The organism is Candidatus Melainabacteria bacterium (genome assembly GCA_003963305.1).
GTDB lineage: Bacteria > Cyanobacteriota > Vampirovibrionia > Obscuribacterales > Obscuribacteraceae > PALSA-1081.
This window is the reverse complement of the sequence record RXJR01000009.1, coordinates 85931-102541: the sequence shown is the minus strand read 5'-3', so window position 1 is coordinate 102541 and position 16611 is coordinate 85931. Positions and strand designations below refer to the sequence as shown.

The window sequence follows — 16611 nt, the reverse complement described above, 5'->3', positions numbered from 1 at the left end:
AGTTAACTGGCTCGAGGAAGCTCTTCATCCAGTAGTTCTTCTTCCAGTCCTTCCCGGATCATGTTGGCGATCTTGAGTTCGTCCGGCGGGATCTTACGCATAACTCGTGAGACTGCCATGCGATACATGTGGGACATTACTTTGTCTGCCTCAGAGGCAGGCAACATGCGGTAGAAGAGCATCATGGTCAAATTGGTATCAATAATGGTACGCACTTGCAGGCTGCAGATTCGATTGGTGCAATTTTTGATGACGCCAATTATTCTGTCTGTCGACTTCAAGATTACTCTGACTAACTGATCTTCTTTCTCGTTTGATGAAATTAGTTCATGGTTCTGGACGTACCATCTAACAGCGTCCCGGGCGACCTGACCCTTTGATTTGCCGAGTTCGTTGGCTAGTTTCGCAAGAGCGATTCGATCTGATTCCGCCAACGCTACCGACGATGCTTGGAATTTTTTGCTTGGAGGCATTTTCGTTCTCCTGATAGTGTCGATTAGCTTAATCCAGCATAGCACTACCGGCGGTGATAGTGGTGATTAAATTCCAAGTGGAAAAATGATAGTAGCGAAAAACAAGCAGGGTGGCGGGTTTCAGAGCCTCATCGTATTTTCCTTTATCCTGCCCTACAACTGGCACTTCGTGTTATCCAGTTTTCGGGATCGAATCGAGTCGCACTTTCGTGAAAAGAAAAACAGTGAAGAAGTTCCATGAGTCTTGATTCAATCAACGGCAAAAGAACAAGAGCAAAGACAATCAATGGTTAGAAATATTGAGAATCAGTGAGCGATGAATATAAACCCCGGGGCAACAAACCCGTCTTGAAAGCCCTGACGCCGCAGGCGTTTGTATAAAAAATTGCCAGTCCGACATTACTCAGAATTCATTGATCAGATCCAGTCTTACCAGTATGGTGCAGACATGAGGTCAACAGACCACCTAGCAAGCAAGGGAGTATCAAGCAATGACAAATGGCGTCAAATTCCAATAGCGTTCCGATCTCTTCGCTGCGTTCGGCAGATATTCCGAATTCGATCTGTTTTCTAAGCGAGTGATGGCGATTCAGCTCATTGCTATCAGGCAGCCTATTGCGGCGGTCTAGCGAGAAGCCATGTGGCGACGGATCAGTAGAAGTCAGAGTTGCTGAAATGTATCGGCAACGTTCGGCTAAAGAGCGGGCACTGAATATGGTGCAGCAGGGGCAATGTAAAAGAGCAGAGGTTCAAGCAGATCAATAGAGAGCAAAGGTAATCAAAATTGATGACATAGAATCTTGGTGCCTAGACCAGGTGCGGAAGCATCACCTTAGCCGGGAGGGGGAGGTGCGGGGGAGTATCGGGAAGTGGATTCGGGCGTAGGGGGGTGTGAGTGGAAGGAGTTGCGTAGTCGAAGGCGGATAGGTGTCAAGTCAAGAAAAGGACGAGAGGTGCGGGTGCAGTAGGAAGGACAAGGGCGGGATTTGGTGCTCCTGGAGTACCGAAAGGGATTGGGCGAGGGGTAGAGCCGGGCAGAGAGTGTGGGCGTTAAGTGTAACCAGGCAGTCGACAAAGTGTTTTGAAGTGAAGCACAGGCGTTGTTTTATCTGTTTGGATTGAACAGTTAGCAGCAGCAGCAGAATTATGAGTTGCCGGATTCGTGTTCATCTCAATGATTGGTAGTGAGAGCGATTGCTCGCTCTCACTACTTCAGTCAGGATATGCTGTAAGAATCTAGGATAAAGGAGAATTTTCAATGAAAAAGCTGCCGTTCGCTTTTCTTATGACCATGGTGAGCTTGCTCATTCCAGGAATGGCTATCGCTGTCACAAATTGTCCTGGATTGTCTAGAAACATGGGTTTGTACCCCTGGGCGCAATATTTAAAGACTATCACTCCGCGTGAGAAGCATTGGCTCAAGTTGTCTATGAAGAGAATCAATGTGCAACGTCGGCACTGTGAAACAAAATCTAGCGATCACGCCATGTACACCTTTAGGGTTGACTCATCTGGTCATGTGAGCGATATTGAGCGAATCTATGATGACTCTCCCCAAAACAAACTGGATTCTTTGAGTCTTCTTAGCCTCCCTTCCTTGCAGCTACCTACGAGTAAAAAAGCATTCGTACAATTGAAATTTGAGCAGTATCCAAAACTGGACATGAGAGTAGATTCGAAGGGATAAATGCTCATCTCGTCCAGCGTTGAGTGTTATTTATAATCCAGAGGACAGGTATTTCCCTATGGTTTATTCAATCGACGGGATTGTGGTTGGCTGGTCAACTGCTACCAGCTATCATGGCATTCAAATTGTAGTGTGGCAGGTTCTTAACGACGGTAAGATACCGCATGATCTGCTTGGCGCGTGTTCGAAATCTGATTTGCACTTTGAGCCAGCCAGTCAGAGTGCTGTAAGGTGAAAAAAGCGACGAAAGGTGACCTAAGCCACCTCTCGCACTTGTTTTTCGATTAGCGTCTGTTATGCAGTTTTCGCGGTTCGGCGGGCGCGTGTCGTTCGAAATTGAGCCGCTTCTTCCACGGGAGCCGTTTCGTGCACTGGAGCTGATTCGTGCACGGGAGCCGTTTCGTGCGCTGGAGCTGATTCGTGCACGGGGTCCGATTCCGGCACTGATGTTGATTGCGGTGGTGAGGTTTCGGCAGCTGAGGACTTGGGCGCAATTATTTCTAAGTGATTCAATTTAACCTTGACCTTTTGCCTCTCAATTGTTACTTCACCGATCGTCTGCTCCCAATAATTTGGCGCCAGTGAACCAAATACAGTGACCAGAGATCCTTTGCCGAATGTAGCCGATTGGACTTTGTCTGCAACTTCATTCCAGGCTTCGATGTCGAGCCACATTGGTTTCTTTGGCTGTTGACCGCGTCCAACCGGTTGACTGACAGCAATAGAGAACCTGGCGCGTCTATTCTTGCTTTCGAAAACTGTGAATTCAGGATTTTTGCCGACGTAGCCAGTCATGTGTACGCTATTTTCGAATTTGATGTCATTTGTCATTGCTTGATACTCCCTTGCTTGCTAGGTGGTCTGTTGACCTCATGTCGCAAACAAACTGGGAAGAGTGAATCTGACCAATGAATTGTGATTAATGTCGGACTGGCTACCTTTGTTCTAAACGCCGAAGGCGTCAGGGCGGCGAGATCTCGGGGGCGGACAGGTCTTCAGGTGTATCGAGCAAAGATATGCTGCGAATTCACGCGTACTGCCGGGATCTGATACCAGTACCAGGTGTGGTGATGCTGTGGTGTGATTTGGTGGTTCGGCGTTCGTATTTCTTACGCGATGAGACCGCATCGGTGGGAGAGTAGTTCTAAAACTGGGGCACACGTTTGGTTCGTATTTCTTATGCGGTGAGACCGCATCGGTGGGAGAGTAGTTTTAAAACAAGGGCACACGTTTGGCGCTTATTTCTTACGCGGTGAGACCGCACCGATGGAGTCTCCAAAACCAAACTGTGAAGTGGAGGTAAAAGGGAAGCCAGCTGAAGTGGAAGTTAAAAGGGAAGCCAGCTTATCACCAGCTTCCCCGATTGTTTTAAGTTAGATGTGGTGCTAATCGCTTAGCGCAGATCTTTCTAGCATAATGTAATCGTGAGCGGACGGTGCCCATCGAAATTTTGAGAATTGCCGCTATGCTTTTGTAATCGAAGCCTTCGGCTGTCAATAAAAGTATCTGTCTGTGATTGAGCGAGAGGCTTTGAAGAGTTTCGCAGAGCAGTCGTGTGGTCCCTGGGTCCGACATTTCTGGTTGATACGTGGTGAGCTCTTCGCAAATGGTCATCAGCATTTCATCGCTATCGTGTTCGACTAACTGATGTGCGTTTAACGTCTGTTTGACTTGCTTTCGAGAAAGAGAATAACAACAGTGGATCACCATTTTTCCAATGTATGCATTGCGGGTGTACCCGGTTGGAATTTTGTTTCTCTGAGCATAGACATGCATCATCGCTTCCTGCAAATAATCTTCGAAGTCTGGATGAGTGCCGAATCTGTTTCTCAAAATACCTGTAACTGTATTTTTCATTGATTGCGTATCTTGCCTGGTCCATACACTCTGCATATGTTGCCTCCTTCTGGCGAACTACGCCGGCCAAACGGAGAGGCGCGGGACAGAGTCATTGCAGTTAAGTGGAGGGCATCAGGTTGACGGCGGAAGCGCGCTTCTCCAGGCACGGAGGCGAGTTCGCCTGGGGGCAAGGCATAAGGTATGGATTGAGCAGGAAATGCAAAGAGAAATTTTTCAGGAAACATTCCTGGTCGGGGGGCGTCTGTAGGTTTAGTTGAAAGAAGCGATTCTCCGAATTATCAAACGATGTGTTCTTGCAGAGCGAGGCACCGGAGTGATAAGGACAGGCAAGGAGAAGTCAAATGCAGCGTTTCAACAAAAATACAAACGATAAAAACACAAGCGACAGCAATAAAGGTTCCGATGGCAGGGTAGTTCCTTTTGCAAAGCCCCAGTCGGAACTTCTCAGTCGCAAAGCTGCCGCAGAATATTTGCAGATTAAAGAGCAAACACTGGCCGTGTGGACATGCACGCAACGCTATGAACTACCGATCGTAAAGATTGGGCGACTGGTTCGATACAAGAAAAGCGATCTCGATAAGTTCATAGAGAGAAGAACAAAAGGTCTTGTTTCAAGCGAGTAAATCGTGGCTTGGGCAGACGTTTGTGCGGCTAATGCCGTGAATACTTCTGCGGAAGCTGGACATGCGCGTGCAGATGCTGAATTGTGCTTGCAGATGCTGAATTGTGCTTGCAGATGCTTGTGCTATCCAGAATGAAAAGGGTGAAGAGAAGCGAGCTTGGTTTGCGCAGGCAAACAGAGGACTGGTGTGAGTGATATGGAAGAGAACAGCAAGAAATCTAACTGGCGCAGGATTCAAGAGAGAAGTCAGAGCGTCGCTGATGCGCATCAAAGACTGGATGTGTTGTCTGATGCGCTGGATGCAATTGAAAATGAGCTTGGCAGGGTAGCGCCAGAGCTAATTTATCCTTACGAGAAATTGATTGAATTGCACCATGACCTTGGTGAATATGACAAAGTGGTGCGTCTTCTACCGGCATATTATCTAGTGCTGGAGATGAACTGTTACATGGACGATATTGAGCGTTTGCTTCTCGCCGTAGAAAAAATGCGCGAGCAGGGGTATTTGCACGAGGCGATGATGGCGTGTTGCAGGTTGGTGTATTTGTTGTATGAATCTGTGCAAGTAAAGAGTCAACTCATGGATGATGCCTGGTACCTGCTGGATGAGCTGCACAAGGAGCATCCAGATGTGAATGCAAAAAAGTTATTGAAAAATCTCAGTCGAAAGGCTTGAGCGAGATTGGCAGAAAACGGGTCAATCAAGAAGACATCGAGGAGTCAAGGTGAAGAGAATGGAATTGCAGAAAAATTACTTTCAGTATGAGTTGACCGATGGCGGATGGCAGCAGGTGTCAGAGCGGTCTTTGGCGAATGGCGCTCTCATGAATGAGGCTCATGAGAGTGAGTGTAAGCGCAGGTGTTTGAGTGATATTAAGCCAGAGGGTGCGAGTGAGTGTGATGGCGCTGGGAAGCCCGAGGACGCGAGTGAGCGCGAGGGTTTGAGTGCGGGTTTGAGTTTGAGTGAGCGTTTACTGACGATTCAAGTGACGGAGTACAGTCATGATGATAGGCCGGACATCTGGTACAAGCCGGAAATTGTGCATCTTTGTGGAGATGCGGCAAGCCGTGCCAGGGCGCGCGAGCAGTTCATCAAATATGGACTGCCAGCCATAATCAGGCAGACTTGCTGGGCTGATCTTGATGAGCTGCGGGCTTCTATTACAAAGGGCCTAGCGCAGGAAATTTAGATCGAGCGCGTCGGAATCTCTGTTTTCTTTTGCAGCGTGTGCGTTGCGTAACGGTAATCTCGAAAGAAATTTCGATGCATGAAAAATTTGAAAACGGTAAGGGTGCAGGGATATGGAATATGATTCATTGCAAGACAGTATTTTAGGGCGGCAGGGTAGCGATGGTGTCTCGGAGAGTGAGATTGCAGCGGCCGCCTGGCGCAAGTTGTTAGGCGATCTACCGAAGGATTTTTACGAGAGTGTTTCTTACGAAGGTCGAGCGGCAATCAGACAGGCGCTCGATCGAGAGATCAGGCTGATGTGCAGCGATAAACAAAAAGCGCAGGGCGAATTTGAAAAGTTAAGTGCAAGCGGTGGTACTTCCGGAGACCGGCTGCAAGAAGCAGAACATGCAAAAGTTGCCTGGGAGAATGTAACCAGTTTTGACACTTATAAAACCTATTGTTTGACTGCGGAAGCGCAAGCTCGGCAAGAGAGGTTTCATGATGCTGAAGTGAAGAAAGTTTGTGAGGAGGACATGGCATATCTTCCTGCTGTTCTGAAGAAGCACTACTGGGAGACAGACCTGGATTACCTACAAGAAGCGTATCACAAGTGGGTTGAATCGCGAGCTTACAGAGTATTTGCTGGACACCATTATCGGTACGCGGATATAAAACAGGAGCATCGAGACAAACTATTAGAAGAGTGGCAGTACGAAATGTCCAAGCTGAGAGAGCAGGAGATTGATATCGACCGAACGGATGATGCAGCGCTGAGTGAGTTAGATGATGGCGCACGGACAGCTGATGCTGGCTCCAGGGAGCCGTTCGATAGTGAACATGCAGAGGTACAAAATGACCGGCATGAAGGCGTAGACAGTCAAGTAATCAACAGTCGCACTTTTCAGGAGTCGACAGTTAGAGAACACAGCGACCGCAGTTATACGGTAGAAAGAGAAGCGGCATCTGGCTCCGGTGTGACTAGCAGCCAGGCGGAGTCCAGTCAGAGATTGACTGACATACAGGAACGTGTGGCGAACTGGTGGAACAGAGAGCACGGCAAAGCGCTGTTTGGAACGGAAGTTTATGTTGTTGATTATCCAAGAAGCGATGACTGGAATAGATGGACTGAAGATTTTGATCAAGAGTTGGAATTGGAATTCTTCATAGATGGTGCTGAGTTCAAGGAGCATAATATTGCATTGTTAGAGCATGGTGGTGATTTGAGCACTGGATCCACTGAGCATGATATCAACCGGCTTTTGTTTGACGATGCGATCAGTTTCGATCAGATTAATCGAGCAAACGGTTTGGAGGGTAATCACGATGCTGAACAAATGAGAGAGGACGATTTGCAAGTTGAGCGAAGTGATTGGAATGAGCGGGGGCGTTGAATTGGCCCTACGTAATATTTAGTGATGCTGATCATCGGCAGCTCATACCAATCTCCAAGGTATCACTTTGTCAGATTGATGTAGTTCTCAGTGTGTTTTTGCTGAGAGTGCGAACCGCCCTTCAAAACGCGCGGCGCCTCCTCCGGAAGTGGAGGTAAGCTCGTTGACGTTGTTGTAGCCGAATTGAGTGACGCTAGTGCTTTTGGCGAGAGAAATGGTTTCTGACGCGCCGCCACTGGTTGAAGTGGAAAAGGTCGTAGCGTTTACCGATTGAGAGCCAATGTTTAGAACAGCGCGGACTGCAGTGGCTGCAATACCGGCAGCGGATAAGTCAGTGTCAGCATTGACTGCTGATGCCAGGTATATTGCTGTTGACGGAATTAATCGATTTATTTGTATTCCGAAAATTCTCAATTTGGGGAAGGCAAGCGTAAAGGACAAATTTGTAACTGTGGCTAAGTCCAAAGTAGCACACACGTCAAAACATAAAATCGATGGAGCTACGAGGTGGTGGACGTCTGAATTTTCTCTCGGCTTTATATTTGGTTGAGATGAGCTCGAAATTCTCAAACTTATAAATGCAGTCATAGTTCGTCCAAAGCTCTGGATTTCTATTCAGCTCAGTCGTGATAGCGCACATCCATTCTTGCAGCTCAGGAAAGATGCTTTGTATGAAGGTTTGGTGAATTTGAGCCACTTCGTCCTTGAGCGCCGCTATTACCCTCAATGACCATAAATTCGTTGCTGAATCCCATCGAGTACTGACGAGAAGCACATCAGATGTATTTTCAAAGTACTCGAAATCTACAACAGCGGCACATTCTTGAAGGAATGAATCGGCAAATTTTGATATATCGAGTTTGTCGAGTGGATAAGCATAGTCGTTTGGAAGTTCGTCGTAGCGCCTAAAAGCTAATCGCATGGAGAAGGTCCTCGAAAAGGCTATTCAAATCAATTACTTCTTTCCCTGTCCGAAGAAGAGCTTCATCCCACTGCTTTTCGTCGTATCCAAATAGATTCAAGAAGTGATTGGTAATCTGCTCCATTGGGGCGCGCAGATGCTCAACTTGCAGACTGATGTAGCCGTCGGTCACGTCTGCCACAGACACATGGTTTACAAGTTTCTTGATCAAATTGTGAGGGATGCCCAGTTTTGCAGCAGCGGTTATAAACGTTCTTCTCAAGTCATGCAAGACAAAATCACATTCACTCCGGTCAATGACGTGTTCAAGGCAATGCTTGGGATCAACGAGATGCCCCTCACGTCCAGGAAAGACGAAATCCGACTTGCGCGGATCGAGCTTTCGACGACGCATAATCGCCACGAGAAACTCGCTCATGGGCAAGCTGTATTCGTTTTGATTCTTCGTGTTCTCGGCACGAATCGTCAGAGTCTTGCACTCAAAGTCGATATCGGTCCATCTAAGACTTGCCGCTTCATTTTTTCTCAGACCAGTCAGAATCAGGACCAGAAGGTAATCTCGAATCATTTTCTGTCTCAGCGATAAAACCGCCTGATACCAATCAGACAACTTGTGGTCGGGGATGATAACTCGCCTGACGCCGGTTCGATGCCAGACTCTGTTCTGCGAAAGAGTCACTACAGGATTGGACACGATCAACGGTGTTCCATCTTCGCTTTCGTAGTGGTGAATCGCAAATCGGAAAAGGCTATTCAAGTTACTCATAGCCATATTAGCCTGAGTTTTTCCAGATGATTTCTGCTGCGTCGTTCGTGTTAATTCTCGATGGCGAGCTAACACCATGTCTTTCGTGATGCTGGTGATTGGCAGCTCATACCAATCTCCAAGGCATCTCTTCGTCAGATTGATGTAGTTTCTCAGTGTGTTTTTGCTGAGACTGCGAACCTCCAGATACCTTGACTGTACCTGACTCAGAGTTGGAATGGCTTGTATTTGCTCATTCAAAGCATGGCGCTGCAAGAGCTTCCTGCAATCGTTTCGGGCTTGTTCAGGTGCCATCAGCTCGTACTTGCCCAGCGTCAGTCGCTTGAGCTTGCCATCAACCCTAACCTCGGCAATCCAGGACATCGACCCCTTGGTCACACGCAATCCAAATCCCTTCAAATCGTCATCTCGTATTATCTTTTGTCCCTGGCATGGACGACGCACATTTTCGTCGATGAATTTTGCTGTCAGACGTGGCAAGAAAACTACCCCACTAATGTAGACTGTGTGTATCGTTTTGAAGAACGAAAGGATAATGCCATCAACAGTACTATCCATGACGCTCTTGATTCGATCATGGCATTGGTGGAATGAGGTGTCTAATTGATTGCAGTTTTTAAATTTTGTGGTAAATCGTCACGTTTTCGCGCTGCCTAAAATGCAGTTATTATGCGGCTTTCAACGATTCTACACCCGCGGGAGCAGATCGAAAATTAGAGTCGACAACGCATAGCTGGAAAAGGCGTGTTGTGAGAGCTGCAGATTCTGAATCAAGGGTGCAGAATCTAAGCCCTGAGTCCTTACCCCTTATTCCGTTTGGAGAATTCTGATTCCCATGTCGATTTGATTTTGTTTGTTTCTTGCTCAAGCTCGAGCAAGCCTAATTGGCGGCACTGTTCAACCCGACGCGTCCACGTCGCGATGCGCCTCTCGATCACATTGATTTTGTCGATTGCCGATTTCTTGGTATTCGCTTTCGAAATTACACTCAATCTAGATTCTATTTCATGAGGCAAATCGTTTGTGCTTAAGCCAAGTTCTTTAAATAGCGGCTTGCTTTCACCATGTGTTATAAGGCTTATTAGCAAATGTTCAGTGCCAACGTGTTCCAAACCAACAGCTGTTTTAGCTGCGAGCTTTAGGATTTCGTTCACCTCTTTGTTAAACACTACTTCCTCAAATCTCTTGGTTTGATTGGTCTGCGTTCTTTTTCGTTGTGCTCGGTCCAACACCAACGCCTGAACGGCTGCTGCCAAAATTTTCTGGTCACCTAGAAGCAGCCCTATTCGTTCTTCGTCTTCAGAAACCAATCCCAAAAGCACATGTTCGGTGTCGATTAGATCCAGACCTAAGAAGTACGCTTCTTCATGAGCGAATTCTATAGAGTTGATTGCCGGTTCGGTAAATTGCTCAAACATAACTTTGATCCTTCCAGAGCCACTCTTCTATGTTAGTCCTTACGCTTCCAATCAATACGTCTAATCTTCTCCGCCTAGGCATTCATACATACAATTAATCCACTCAGGGGTCCAACGTCCTAACCCTTCGCACTCAAATGCACAGTCGTTCCAGCCTGGGGACCCTTGTTTTAGACATACGAACATACATCGCTTATATTCTGGAGTGCCCGGTCCGAACTTATTGCATCTTCTTGCACAATCATGCCATTCGTCATCATGGCAAATCAACAATCCCAATGGATCAGTCCACTTGATAGGAATATTTCCCACATAGCTGTAAAGGTTGATGCCACCTTTTTCCATTATAGGATCTCGATTTATCCATCGGGCGACAGCAGCTTTATATGCTCGAAAGAGAGCGAGGTTTAAGCCACTACGGGCATGAACATAATAGGCTGCGTATCCAAAATCTGAATCCACGGCAGCATTGGTCTTCGTTGACTGACCAAAGGGATCGAAAGCATAATCGGCGAGTATACTGCCACTGTTATCTGTCAACTCTACAACAGATAGGTGATGGTCGTGTGCATAGAAATACTTGGTTGCACTGTTGATTTGTCCTAGCTGGAAAAATTTCTTAATCAATGTGCCACTTGCATCTCTTTCTTCCATAGGCTGAAGGCGATGTGCCTTTAGACCGGCTCGAACGAATTGTTTTGTCGAAGTCACAGACCCAGCCGTAGTCTCAACAATCGAAATGTTTCTGCTCAGTCCGTCATATCCGAAAGTCGAATAATTATTCACCCCCGGATAAGTTATCTTGATCATCCTGTTTTCGGCGTCCCAGGAGTAAGTGTTGGTGCCATCATTGGTTAGGTTGCCATTCAGGTCATAAGTGAGCGATGAGTTTGCTCCGCCCTTAACTGAAACGGCATAATTGTTGGAAGTTGTGTTGTTGTTGCCATCTGTACCTGCAACTGTTGCCGTGTTGTTGCCGGAGGATAATGTTGCATTGCCATTAAAGTGCAGGCTGGAATCTAACGTAACTGGATTGGCGTTGACAGTTGCTGATTTGATTGCTTTGTTCGTATAGCCTTCAAAACGCGTGGCGCCGCCCCCAGATGTGGAGGTAAGCTCATTGACGTTGTTGTAGCCGAATTGAGTGACACTAGTGCTTTTGGCGAGAGAAATAGTTTCAGTCGCACCACCGCTGGTTGAAGTGGAATAAGTAGTGGTGTTTACCGATTGCGAGGTGATGTTTAGAACAGCGCCGACTGCAGTTGCCGTAATACCGGCAGCGGATAAATCAGTGTCGGCATTGATTGCTGATGCCAGACCGCTGCTGATGCTGGAAAGTGTGTTGCCGGACGCAGCTGTATATGTTTTGGTTTTAGAGCCGCCAGGCAGAGCAGCATCGTTGACGATGACAGAGACAGTATCTCCGACGGTTACCGCGCCGGACAGGGCCGCTGTTTGAGCACCATTAGCATTGATGCCGACGGTTATGGTTTCAGACGCACCAACGTTTGCTGTGCCTCTAAACGAAGTCGACTTTGTAGAAACGGAGTTAATCGTAATTATTTGATTCGCACTGGTTGAACTGACTCCCAGAGTCTGGAGGTTAGAATTACCATTTATGGCCGCGCTCAGTCCTGCTGTCATCGATGCAAGTGTGTCGCCTGATAAGACTGTGTATGAAACTGCCTGGGAGCCACCGCTCAAACCTGGGTCGTAGACCGTGACAGTAAGGACATCGCCCGTAGTTTTACTGCCAGCGATCATTACATGAGCCGGGGCATTTGGGCTGATGCCAAATACGATTGTTTCTGTAGCACCAGTGTTTTCGCTCTGAGTGTATGTGGTTGTGTTCGCTGATGTGGACGCGACACGAATTACTTGACCTGACGAAGTTGCCGTCATACCAAGAGTGGATAGGTTTGAATTGGCGTTAATTGCCGACGCCAGACCCGAGGCGATAGTGCTCAAATTATCACCCACCAGTACCGTATAGGATGCTGATGAGCTTCCACCACTGAGCGCTGGATCGTGCACTGTTATCGTCAACACGTCCCCGGTCGTTTTAGTGCCGCCGATGGAGGCTAATTCGAGCGTGTTTGTATTGATACCGATTGCAATGGTTTCTGTTGCTCCGCCACTGAGTGACGATGAGTAGGTTGTGATATTGGGTGAGACTGACTTGACGAACAAATTGCTTCCGTTTGACGTGGCATTGACACCAAGTGTCTGCAAATTTGTGTTCAGCGTTATGGCAGCGGCCAGTTGAGCAGCAGCCGATGTGAGTGTGTCCCCTGGTTGGACTGTGTACGACACGTTTTCAGGACTGGATAGACCTGAGTCGGTCACGGTCAGGGTGAGGACATCACTGGCAGTGATACTGCCGCCGAGTCGCACGGTTTTACTAGTGCTTTGCTGACTGGCAGTTCTGTTTGCGGCGCTATCGTAAGCATAATAATTCTGACTGCAATATGCAGGAGGCAGGTTTGTATTGCCGGATTGCGCAGTGATAAGTTGTCCGGCTAAATCATAGGCATAATGTCCGTTTTGATTGTTTCCAGCCTGTTGTTGTTGCCATTGTGTGATCTGACCAGCCGGGTCATAGCCGTAGCTGAATTGAGAAAGAGCAGTGCCATCGCTTTTCAAGTTACATATTTGTTGCAAACGCTGGTCACCCAGGTTGTCGTAATAGCTAAAATTAGTCACCTGGCTATTCGGGTAGGCGATTGCAGAGAGCCTTGTGGTGCCTTTTGAGCTACCGCTCTGGTCGTCCACATACGTGTAGTTGAACGTTCCGAGAGCATTTGCCTCGGATGTAATACGGTTCATGGCATCATAAGACCAAGTGATTGAATTGTTCGCGCCGTCTATTGAGCGATTTGTTGTTCTTCCCAGGGCGTCATATGAATAAGAAACTGCTGAATTTGGAATGACATTGTTAGTGACCGTGGACAATCTGCCACCACCTGTAGTGGGCGCCGCGTAAGGGTCTGTAACATAAGCATTGTAGCTGTAGCTATATGTTCCCCAGCCGTTTTGAATTGTTGAAAGACGATTGTAGTTGGCGTCATATGTGTAGTTAACTGTCGATGTGGGGTTAACTGCGTTGGTGTAGCTCTTCTGCGCGAGTGAATTATCCAGGTTGTAACTATAATTCGTTGTTTGATTGAGTGCATCAGTCTTTGATTTGAGGCGACTGGTGTTATTTTCATAGACGTAGTCGACGGTGGTGCTGTCCTGATACACCTTTTCGATCTGGCGCCCCTCTAAATCGTGGTGCCATGTGGTGATGTTGCCTGTCGGATCGGTCAGTGTAGCTAGCGAGCCACAATTGCACCAGGCATACTTTGTTTTACGGCCGAGTGCATCCATTTCAAACGCGATTTGACCCATAGAGTTGTATGAGTCTTGCGTCCAACGTCCGATGCGGTCTTTTCTCAAAATCGCATCCAGCTTATTCCAGACCGTCTGTTCAGTTGTGCCGTCTGGATAAGCTGTGAGAGTGGGGCGGTTGAGCGCATCGTAGCTAAAGGTAAGCGTATAACCTTCAGAGTCCGTGCTCGTAAGCAATCTCCCATATGAATCGTAAGTAAAGCTGCTTACGTCCTTGTTTCCAGATAATGGACCGTCAGTTTGTGTTAAATAACCGTTGCCATCGTAAGCGCGTGTCCAGACGTTGCTATTTGCATCAGTGACTTGAGTCAATTCGCCGAAGCTGTTGTATGCGTACTGAGTATGCTGTCCTGAGCCGTCAATATACAAATTGGGCAGATGTTTGTCGTTGTTGAACTCCCACTTTCCAATCAGGTCGTTGTTACCAGAGCGTGTTTGCCGTATTTCCAACAGATCAATGCTGTTTGCGGCATATAGATAGGAGAAGGTTCTTCCAACAGGGTCTGTTGACTTAGTCACCTTGCCGAATTTGTTATATGTATAGAAATAATTCTGCGTGTTGCCGTCGTCCATTTGACGAGAGATTTGAATAGGGTTATTGCTTGTGCCGACAAAGTTGCCGCTCTGTCCCTCGGTTAAATAGTCGATCCCGCTTTCAAGCGGAGGCTTGATGAAACTTATGACCGGGCTGGTCAGACCGGTTGCCGGGTCCAATAGAAACTTGGTAGTAGTGCAGTGACTGTAGACTTTATTGTCGGGGTCATTTGGATACAATGCAGTCGCCTCACGATCCCAGTAATAACTAGACTTGGTCTCGGATGCCCAATTTTCTAAAACAGCGCTGCTGCCGTCTGGGAATGTGAATCGCAGTCCGACAGCAGGTGGTTGCAAAATATCTTGTGGTGGCACGTACTGATAGAAGGAAGTTGTGCCATAAGGAGTTGTGAGCGCGCTTATAAACGACGTTCCGCTGTCGGTTGTGAACGTGGAAAGGTTTGAGACGACATCGGTGATCGAAGTCATCACGGAGGCGGTTGAGTCATAGGCAAATGAAACGAAGCGACTGAACGGATCTGTTATGCGAGAAATTTTGTAATAGCCGACATTGCCGATCGTATTTGATACGTACGTGAATGATGTGACTTGACTGAGGGCGTCCGTGACAGAGGTGAGGCGGAAATTCGCATCATATTGGATGACAGTCGAATTTCCATGCCGGTCAATGACCTGAGTCATGAAGATTCGCCCGGTGCCATCTGGTTGGTTGAAGACTTCAACTTCGCCGCTTGGAAGAAGGCGCCTGTATACGCCGTCATCAGCGATCGTCAAAATCGCCTGGGAGCTGACGTTAGGTGGGTATGGGTTGCTAACGTTGTCAGGTAAAGTGTAAGGGAAACGTTCGGCGCCACCGCCGCGCACCATTACTGTGGCATTTTGAGAGGCATCTACAGTTAGATAAGAAATCCAGTTGTATGCCCAGTCCGGACCGAAATTGGCAAAAGTAAAATTAGCGGGCTGGTTTATCTCCAGGTATTTGTAGACTAATGTTGTATCCATGACCGGTCCGACGGGCGGATTGTAGCTCATGGGAGTATCAACCATGTTCAGCGTGGCGTTGAGCGTTTGAGCATATGGTTGAGGCATGCCTTTGCATGGTGGCAGTTTGGGGCAAACTGCTCCAGGGGTAGTGGCAGGGCAGCAAGGGCCTTGCTCAGGATTGCGTCCTCCCGAATTTCCTTTGCCCCAGACATTCTTTGCCTCGTCTTCGGAAACTGGCTGCCATCCTTTCGGAAGCTGGCCTGCCGGTACGAGGAAGTAGCCATCTGAGCCCGCTTCCAGAGCCTGGGCCGACACCCAGGCATTTGAGTTGATATCGAACGTTGAATCTTGTAGTTGATATCGCCGTCTATTCAAGGATGTGATTGCGCAAAAATGGTCTGTGTTCCAGTGCATAACAGCCGGGACAATAAATTCAGCTCCTGCAGTTCTCTTTGCTGCTTGCAGGTGCAGACCGACTTTGTCAGCAAGCTCTTTGCACTGCTGAAGGTTCGTTCCGCGAATGGTAGATTTTGTTGCCTTAACAATAGGGCTCTGGCCGAGCTGTTTTCCCCTGTACAGGAGTGCGTTCACGGCAGAAGGTCCGCACAAAAATGCGTTGCCTGGGTCGTAGGTCATTTTCATGAGACCCTCGCGCGCAGCGGTTACTTTCTGCTCGTTTGAGCCCTGCATACCGCGTCCCTTGATCGCAGCAAACAGTTCCTTCAGTTCGTCCATACGACCCAGACGCGCGTCAAGCTGAAGCAGCTCGGCAACCGCGCGATCAGCCATGAGTTTTTGCTGCTGACGTTTTTGTGTTTTGGATAATTCCCAGGCCGAGTTGAAAAACCTGAGCGCATCTTTCAAATAACCGGTCTCAAAACGGTTCAATCCCATGTTTAATTCGAGCGCAGCGAGCCAGCGCGATTCAGGGAACTTCGAGATGAAGCTGGTCAGGTCAGAGATGTCTTCTCTGCTTTCCTTATGCAAAAAATCAGTCAGCGCCTTTGCCAGTGCAGTATTTTCACCTTCCACAGGTTGAATCTCGAGTGGTATCAGTGGTTCTGCAAAGATTCGCGCCGTCGAAAGTTCGAGGTCAGACGGTGCACTGGAAAACCCCAGTGTTGGTTTTACTATAGTGATCTTGCGACTACCTTTATGCACTGATACCGAACGGCTCGGCTTGTTCTCCTTTGCTTGTTGATCGAGAATTGCCTGCACCGCTGGCGGTATTGGCAAGTCGTGGTGGACGAGCGTGCCTGCAACCGCCGTCTGCAAGGGACTTGTGAAAGTCAGCAAAGTCAGCATTAGCCAGCTTGTGGCGCGGCGGATTTGTTGTGTGAATAAAGAGTATCGAGCTTGCATGATGTGA

Annotated in this window: 13 protein-coding genes; 5 read left to right on the top strand and 8 right to left on the bottom strand. The window is 47.9% G+C overall.

The annotated features are described in order from the left end of the window. Positions 1-2: 2 nt before the first annotated feature. A complete protein-coding gene (locus EKK48_10470) occupies positions 3-473 on the bottom strand; it encodes a hypothetical protein (protein ID RTL42410.1) in 471 nt (156 codons plus the stop codon). A gap of 1258 nt (positions 474-1731) precedes the next feature. On the opposite strand from EKK48_10470, the gene EKK48_10465 reads away from it, so the two are divergent. Continuing rightward, positions 1732-2160 (top strand): hypothetical protein, encoded by a 429-nt coding sequence (locus EKK48_10465; protein RTL42409.1) that lies wholly within the window; start codon positions 1732-1734, stop codon positions 2158-2160. Positions 2161-2454: 294 nt separating this feature from the next. On the opposite strand, the gene ssb is transcribed toward EKK48_10465, so the two are convergent. Next, positions 2455-2991: a single-stranded DNA-binding protein gene (ssb, locus tag EKK48_10460; GenBank protein RTL42408.1), complete on the bottom strand. Its 537-nt coding sequence runs from the start codon at positions 2989-2991 to the stop codon at positions 2455-2457. 537 nt (positions 2992-3528) lie between these two features. Then, positions 3529-4053 carry an RNA polymerase sigma factor gene (locus tag EKK48_10455; GenBank protein RTL42407.1) on the bottom strand — a complete coding sequence of 175 codons (525 nt, stop codon included), beginning with the start codon at positions 4051-4053 and terminating at the stop codon, positions 3529-3531. 308 nt (positions 4054-4361) lie between these two features. On the opposite strand from EKK48_10455, the gene EKK48_10450 reads away from it, so the two are divergent. The 4 genes from EKK48_10450 to EKK48_10435 all read left to right on the top strand — a co-directional run bounded on the left by EKK48_10450 (position 4362) and on the right by EKK48_10435 (position 7207). Further along, positions 4362-4643 (top strand): DNA-binding protein, encoded by a 282-nt coding sequence (locus EKK48_10450; GenBank protein ID RTL42406.1) that lies wholly within the window; start codon positions 4362-4364, stop codon positions 4641-4643. A gap of 195 nt (positions 4644-4838) precedes the next feature. Next, entirely contained in the window at positions 4839-5318 is a 480-nt protein-coding gene (locus EKK48_10445; GenBank protein ID RTL42405.1) for a hypothetical protein, read from the top strand. A gap of 49 nt (positions 5319-5367) precedes the next feature. After that, positions 5368-5832 (top strand): hypothetical protein, encoded by a 465-nt coding sequence (locus EKK48_10440; protein ID RTL42404.1) that lies wholly within the window; start codon positions 5368-5370, stop codon positions 5830-5832. Between the two features lie 112 nt (positions 5833-5944). Beyond that, on the top strand, positions 5945-7207 hold the full coding sequence (locus EKK48_10435; GenBank protein RTL42403.1) for a hypothetical protein: 1263 nt from the start codon (positions 5945-5947) through the stop codon (positions 7205-7207). An 87-nt stretch (positions 7208-7294) separates the two neighbouring features. Here EKK48_10435 and EKK48_10430 read toward each other — a convergent pair whose 3' ends face one another. The 5 genes from EKK48_10430 to EKK48_10410 form a co-directional block, all read right to left on the bottom strand. Next, the gene (locus EKK48_10430; protein RTL42402.1) at positions 7295-7672 is read right to left on the bottom strand and encodes a hypothetical protein; all 378 of its coding nucleotides are present in this window, start codon (positions 7670-7672) and stop codon (positions 7295-7297) included. A gap of 13 nt (positions 7673-7685) precedes the next feature. Next, positions 7686-8129: a hypothetical protein gene (locus tag EKK48_10425; GenBank protein ID RTL42401.1), complete on the bottom strand. Its 444-nt coding sequence runs from the start codon at positions 8127-8129 to the stop codon at positions 7686-7688. Beyond that, the gene (locus EKK48_10420) at positions 8113-9453 is read right to left on the bottom strand and encodes a DUF4102 domain-containing protein (protein ID RTL42400.1); all 1341 of its coding nucleotides are present in this window, start codon (positions 9451-9453) and stop codon (positions 8113-8115) included. The genes EKK48_10425 and EKK48_10420 overlap by 17 nt, the downstream gene beginning before the upstream one ends. A 242-nt stretch (positions 9454-9695) precedes the next feature. After that, complete coding sequence (locus EKK48_10415) at positions 9696-10313, bottom strand: hypothetical protein (GenBank protein ID RTL42399.1); 618 nt, start codon at positions 10311-10313, stop codon at positions 9696-9698. 60 nt (positions 10314-10373) lie between these two features. Further along, complete coding sequence (locus tag EKK48_10410) at positions 10374-16604, bottom strand: hypothetical protein (GenBank protein RTL42398.1); 6231 nt, start codon at positions 16602-16604, stop codon at positions 10374-10376. Positions 16605-16611: the final 7 nt, after the last annotated feature.

What these genes read in the sequence shown, in the direction of transcription:
- EKK48_10415 (RTL42399.1), bottom strand. Translation starts at nt 10,313, where the DNA reads ATGTTTGAGCAATTTACCGAACCGGCAATCAACTCTATAGAATTCGCT.
- EKK48_10420 (RTL42400.1), bottom strand. Translation starts at nt 9,453, where the DNA reads ATGGATAGTACTGTTGATGGCATTATCCTTTCGTTCTTCAAAACGATA.
- EKK48_10410 (RTL42398.1), bottom strand. Translation starts at nt 16,604, where the DNA reads ATGCAAGCTCGATACTCTTTATTCACACAACAAATCCGCCGCGCCACA.
- ssb (RTL42408.1), bottom strand. Translation starts at nt 2,991, where the DNA reads ATGACAAATGACATCAAATTCGAAAATAGCGTACACATGACTGGCTAC.
- EKK48_10465 (RTL42409.1), top strand. Translation starts at nt 1,732, where the DNA reads ATGAAAAAGCTGCCGTTCGCTTTTCTTATGACCATGGTGAGCTTGCTC.
- EKK48_10455 (RTL42407.1), bottom strand. Translation starts at nt 4,053, where the DNA reads ATGCAGAGTGTATGGACCAGGCAAGATACGCAATCAATGAAAAATACA.
- EKK48_10450 (RTL42406.1), top strand. Translation starts at nt 4,362, where the DNA reads ATGCAGCGTTTCAACAAAAATACAAACGATAAAAACACAAGCGACAGC.
- EKK48_10445 (RTL42405.1), top strand. Translation starts at nt 4,839, where the DNA reads ATGGAAGAGAACAGCAAGAAATCTAACTGGCGCAGGATTCAAGAGAGA.
- EKK48_10470 (RTL42410.1), bottom strand. Translation starts at nt 473, where the DNA reads ATGCCTCCAAGCAAAAAATTCCAAGCATCGTCGGTAGCGTTGGCGGAA.
- EKK48_10425 (RTL42401.1), bottom strand. Translation starts at nt 8,129, where the DNA reads ATGCGATTAGCTTTTAGGCGCTACGACGAACTTCCAAACGACTATGCT.
- EKK48_10435 (RTL42403.1), top strand. Translation starts at nt 5,945, where the DNA reads ATGGAATATGATTCATTGCAAGACAGTATTTTAGGGCGGCAGGGTAGC.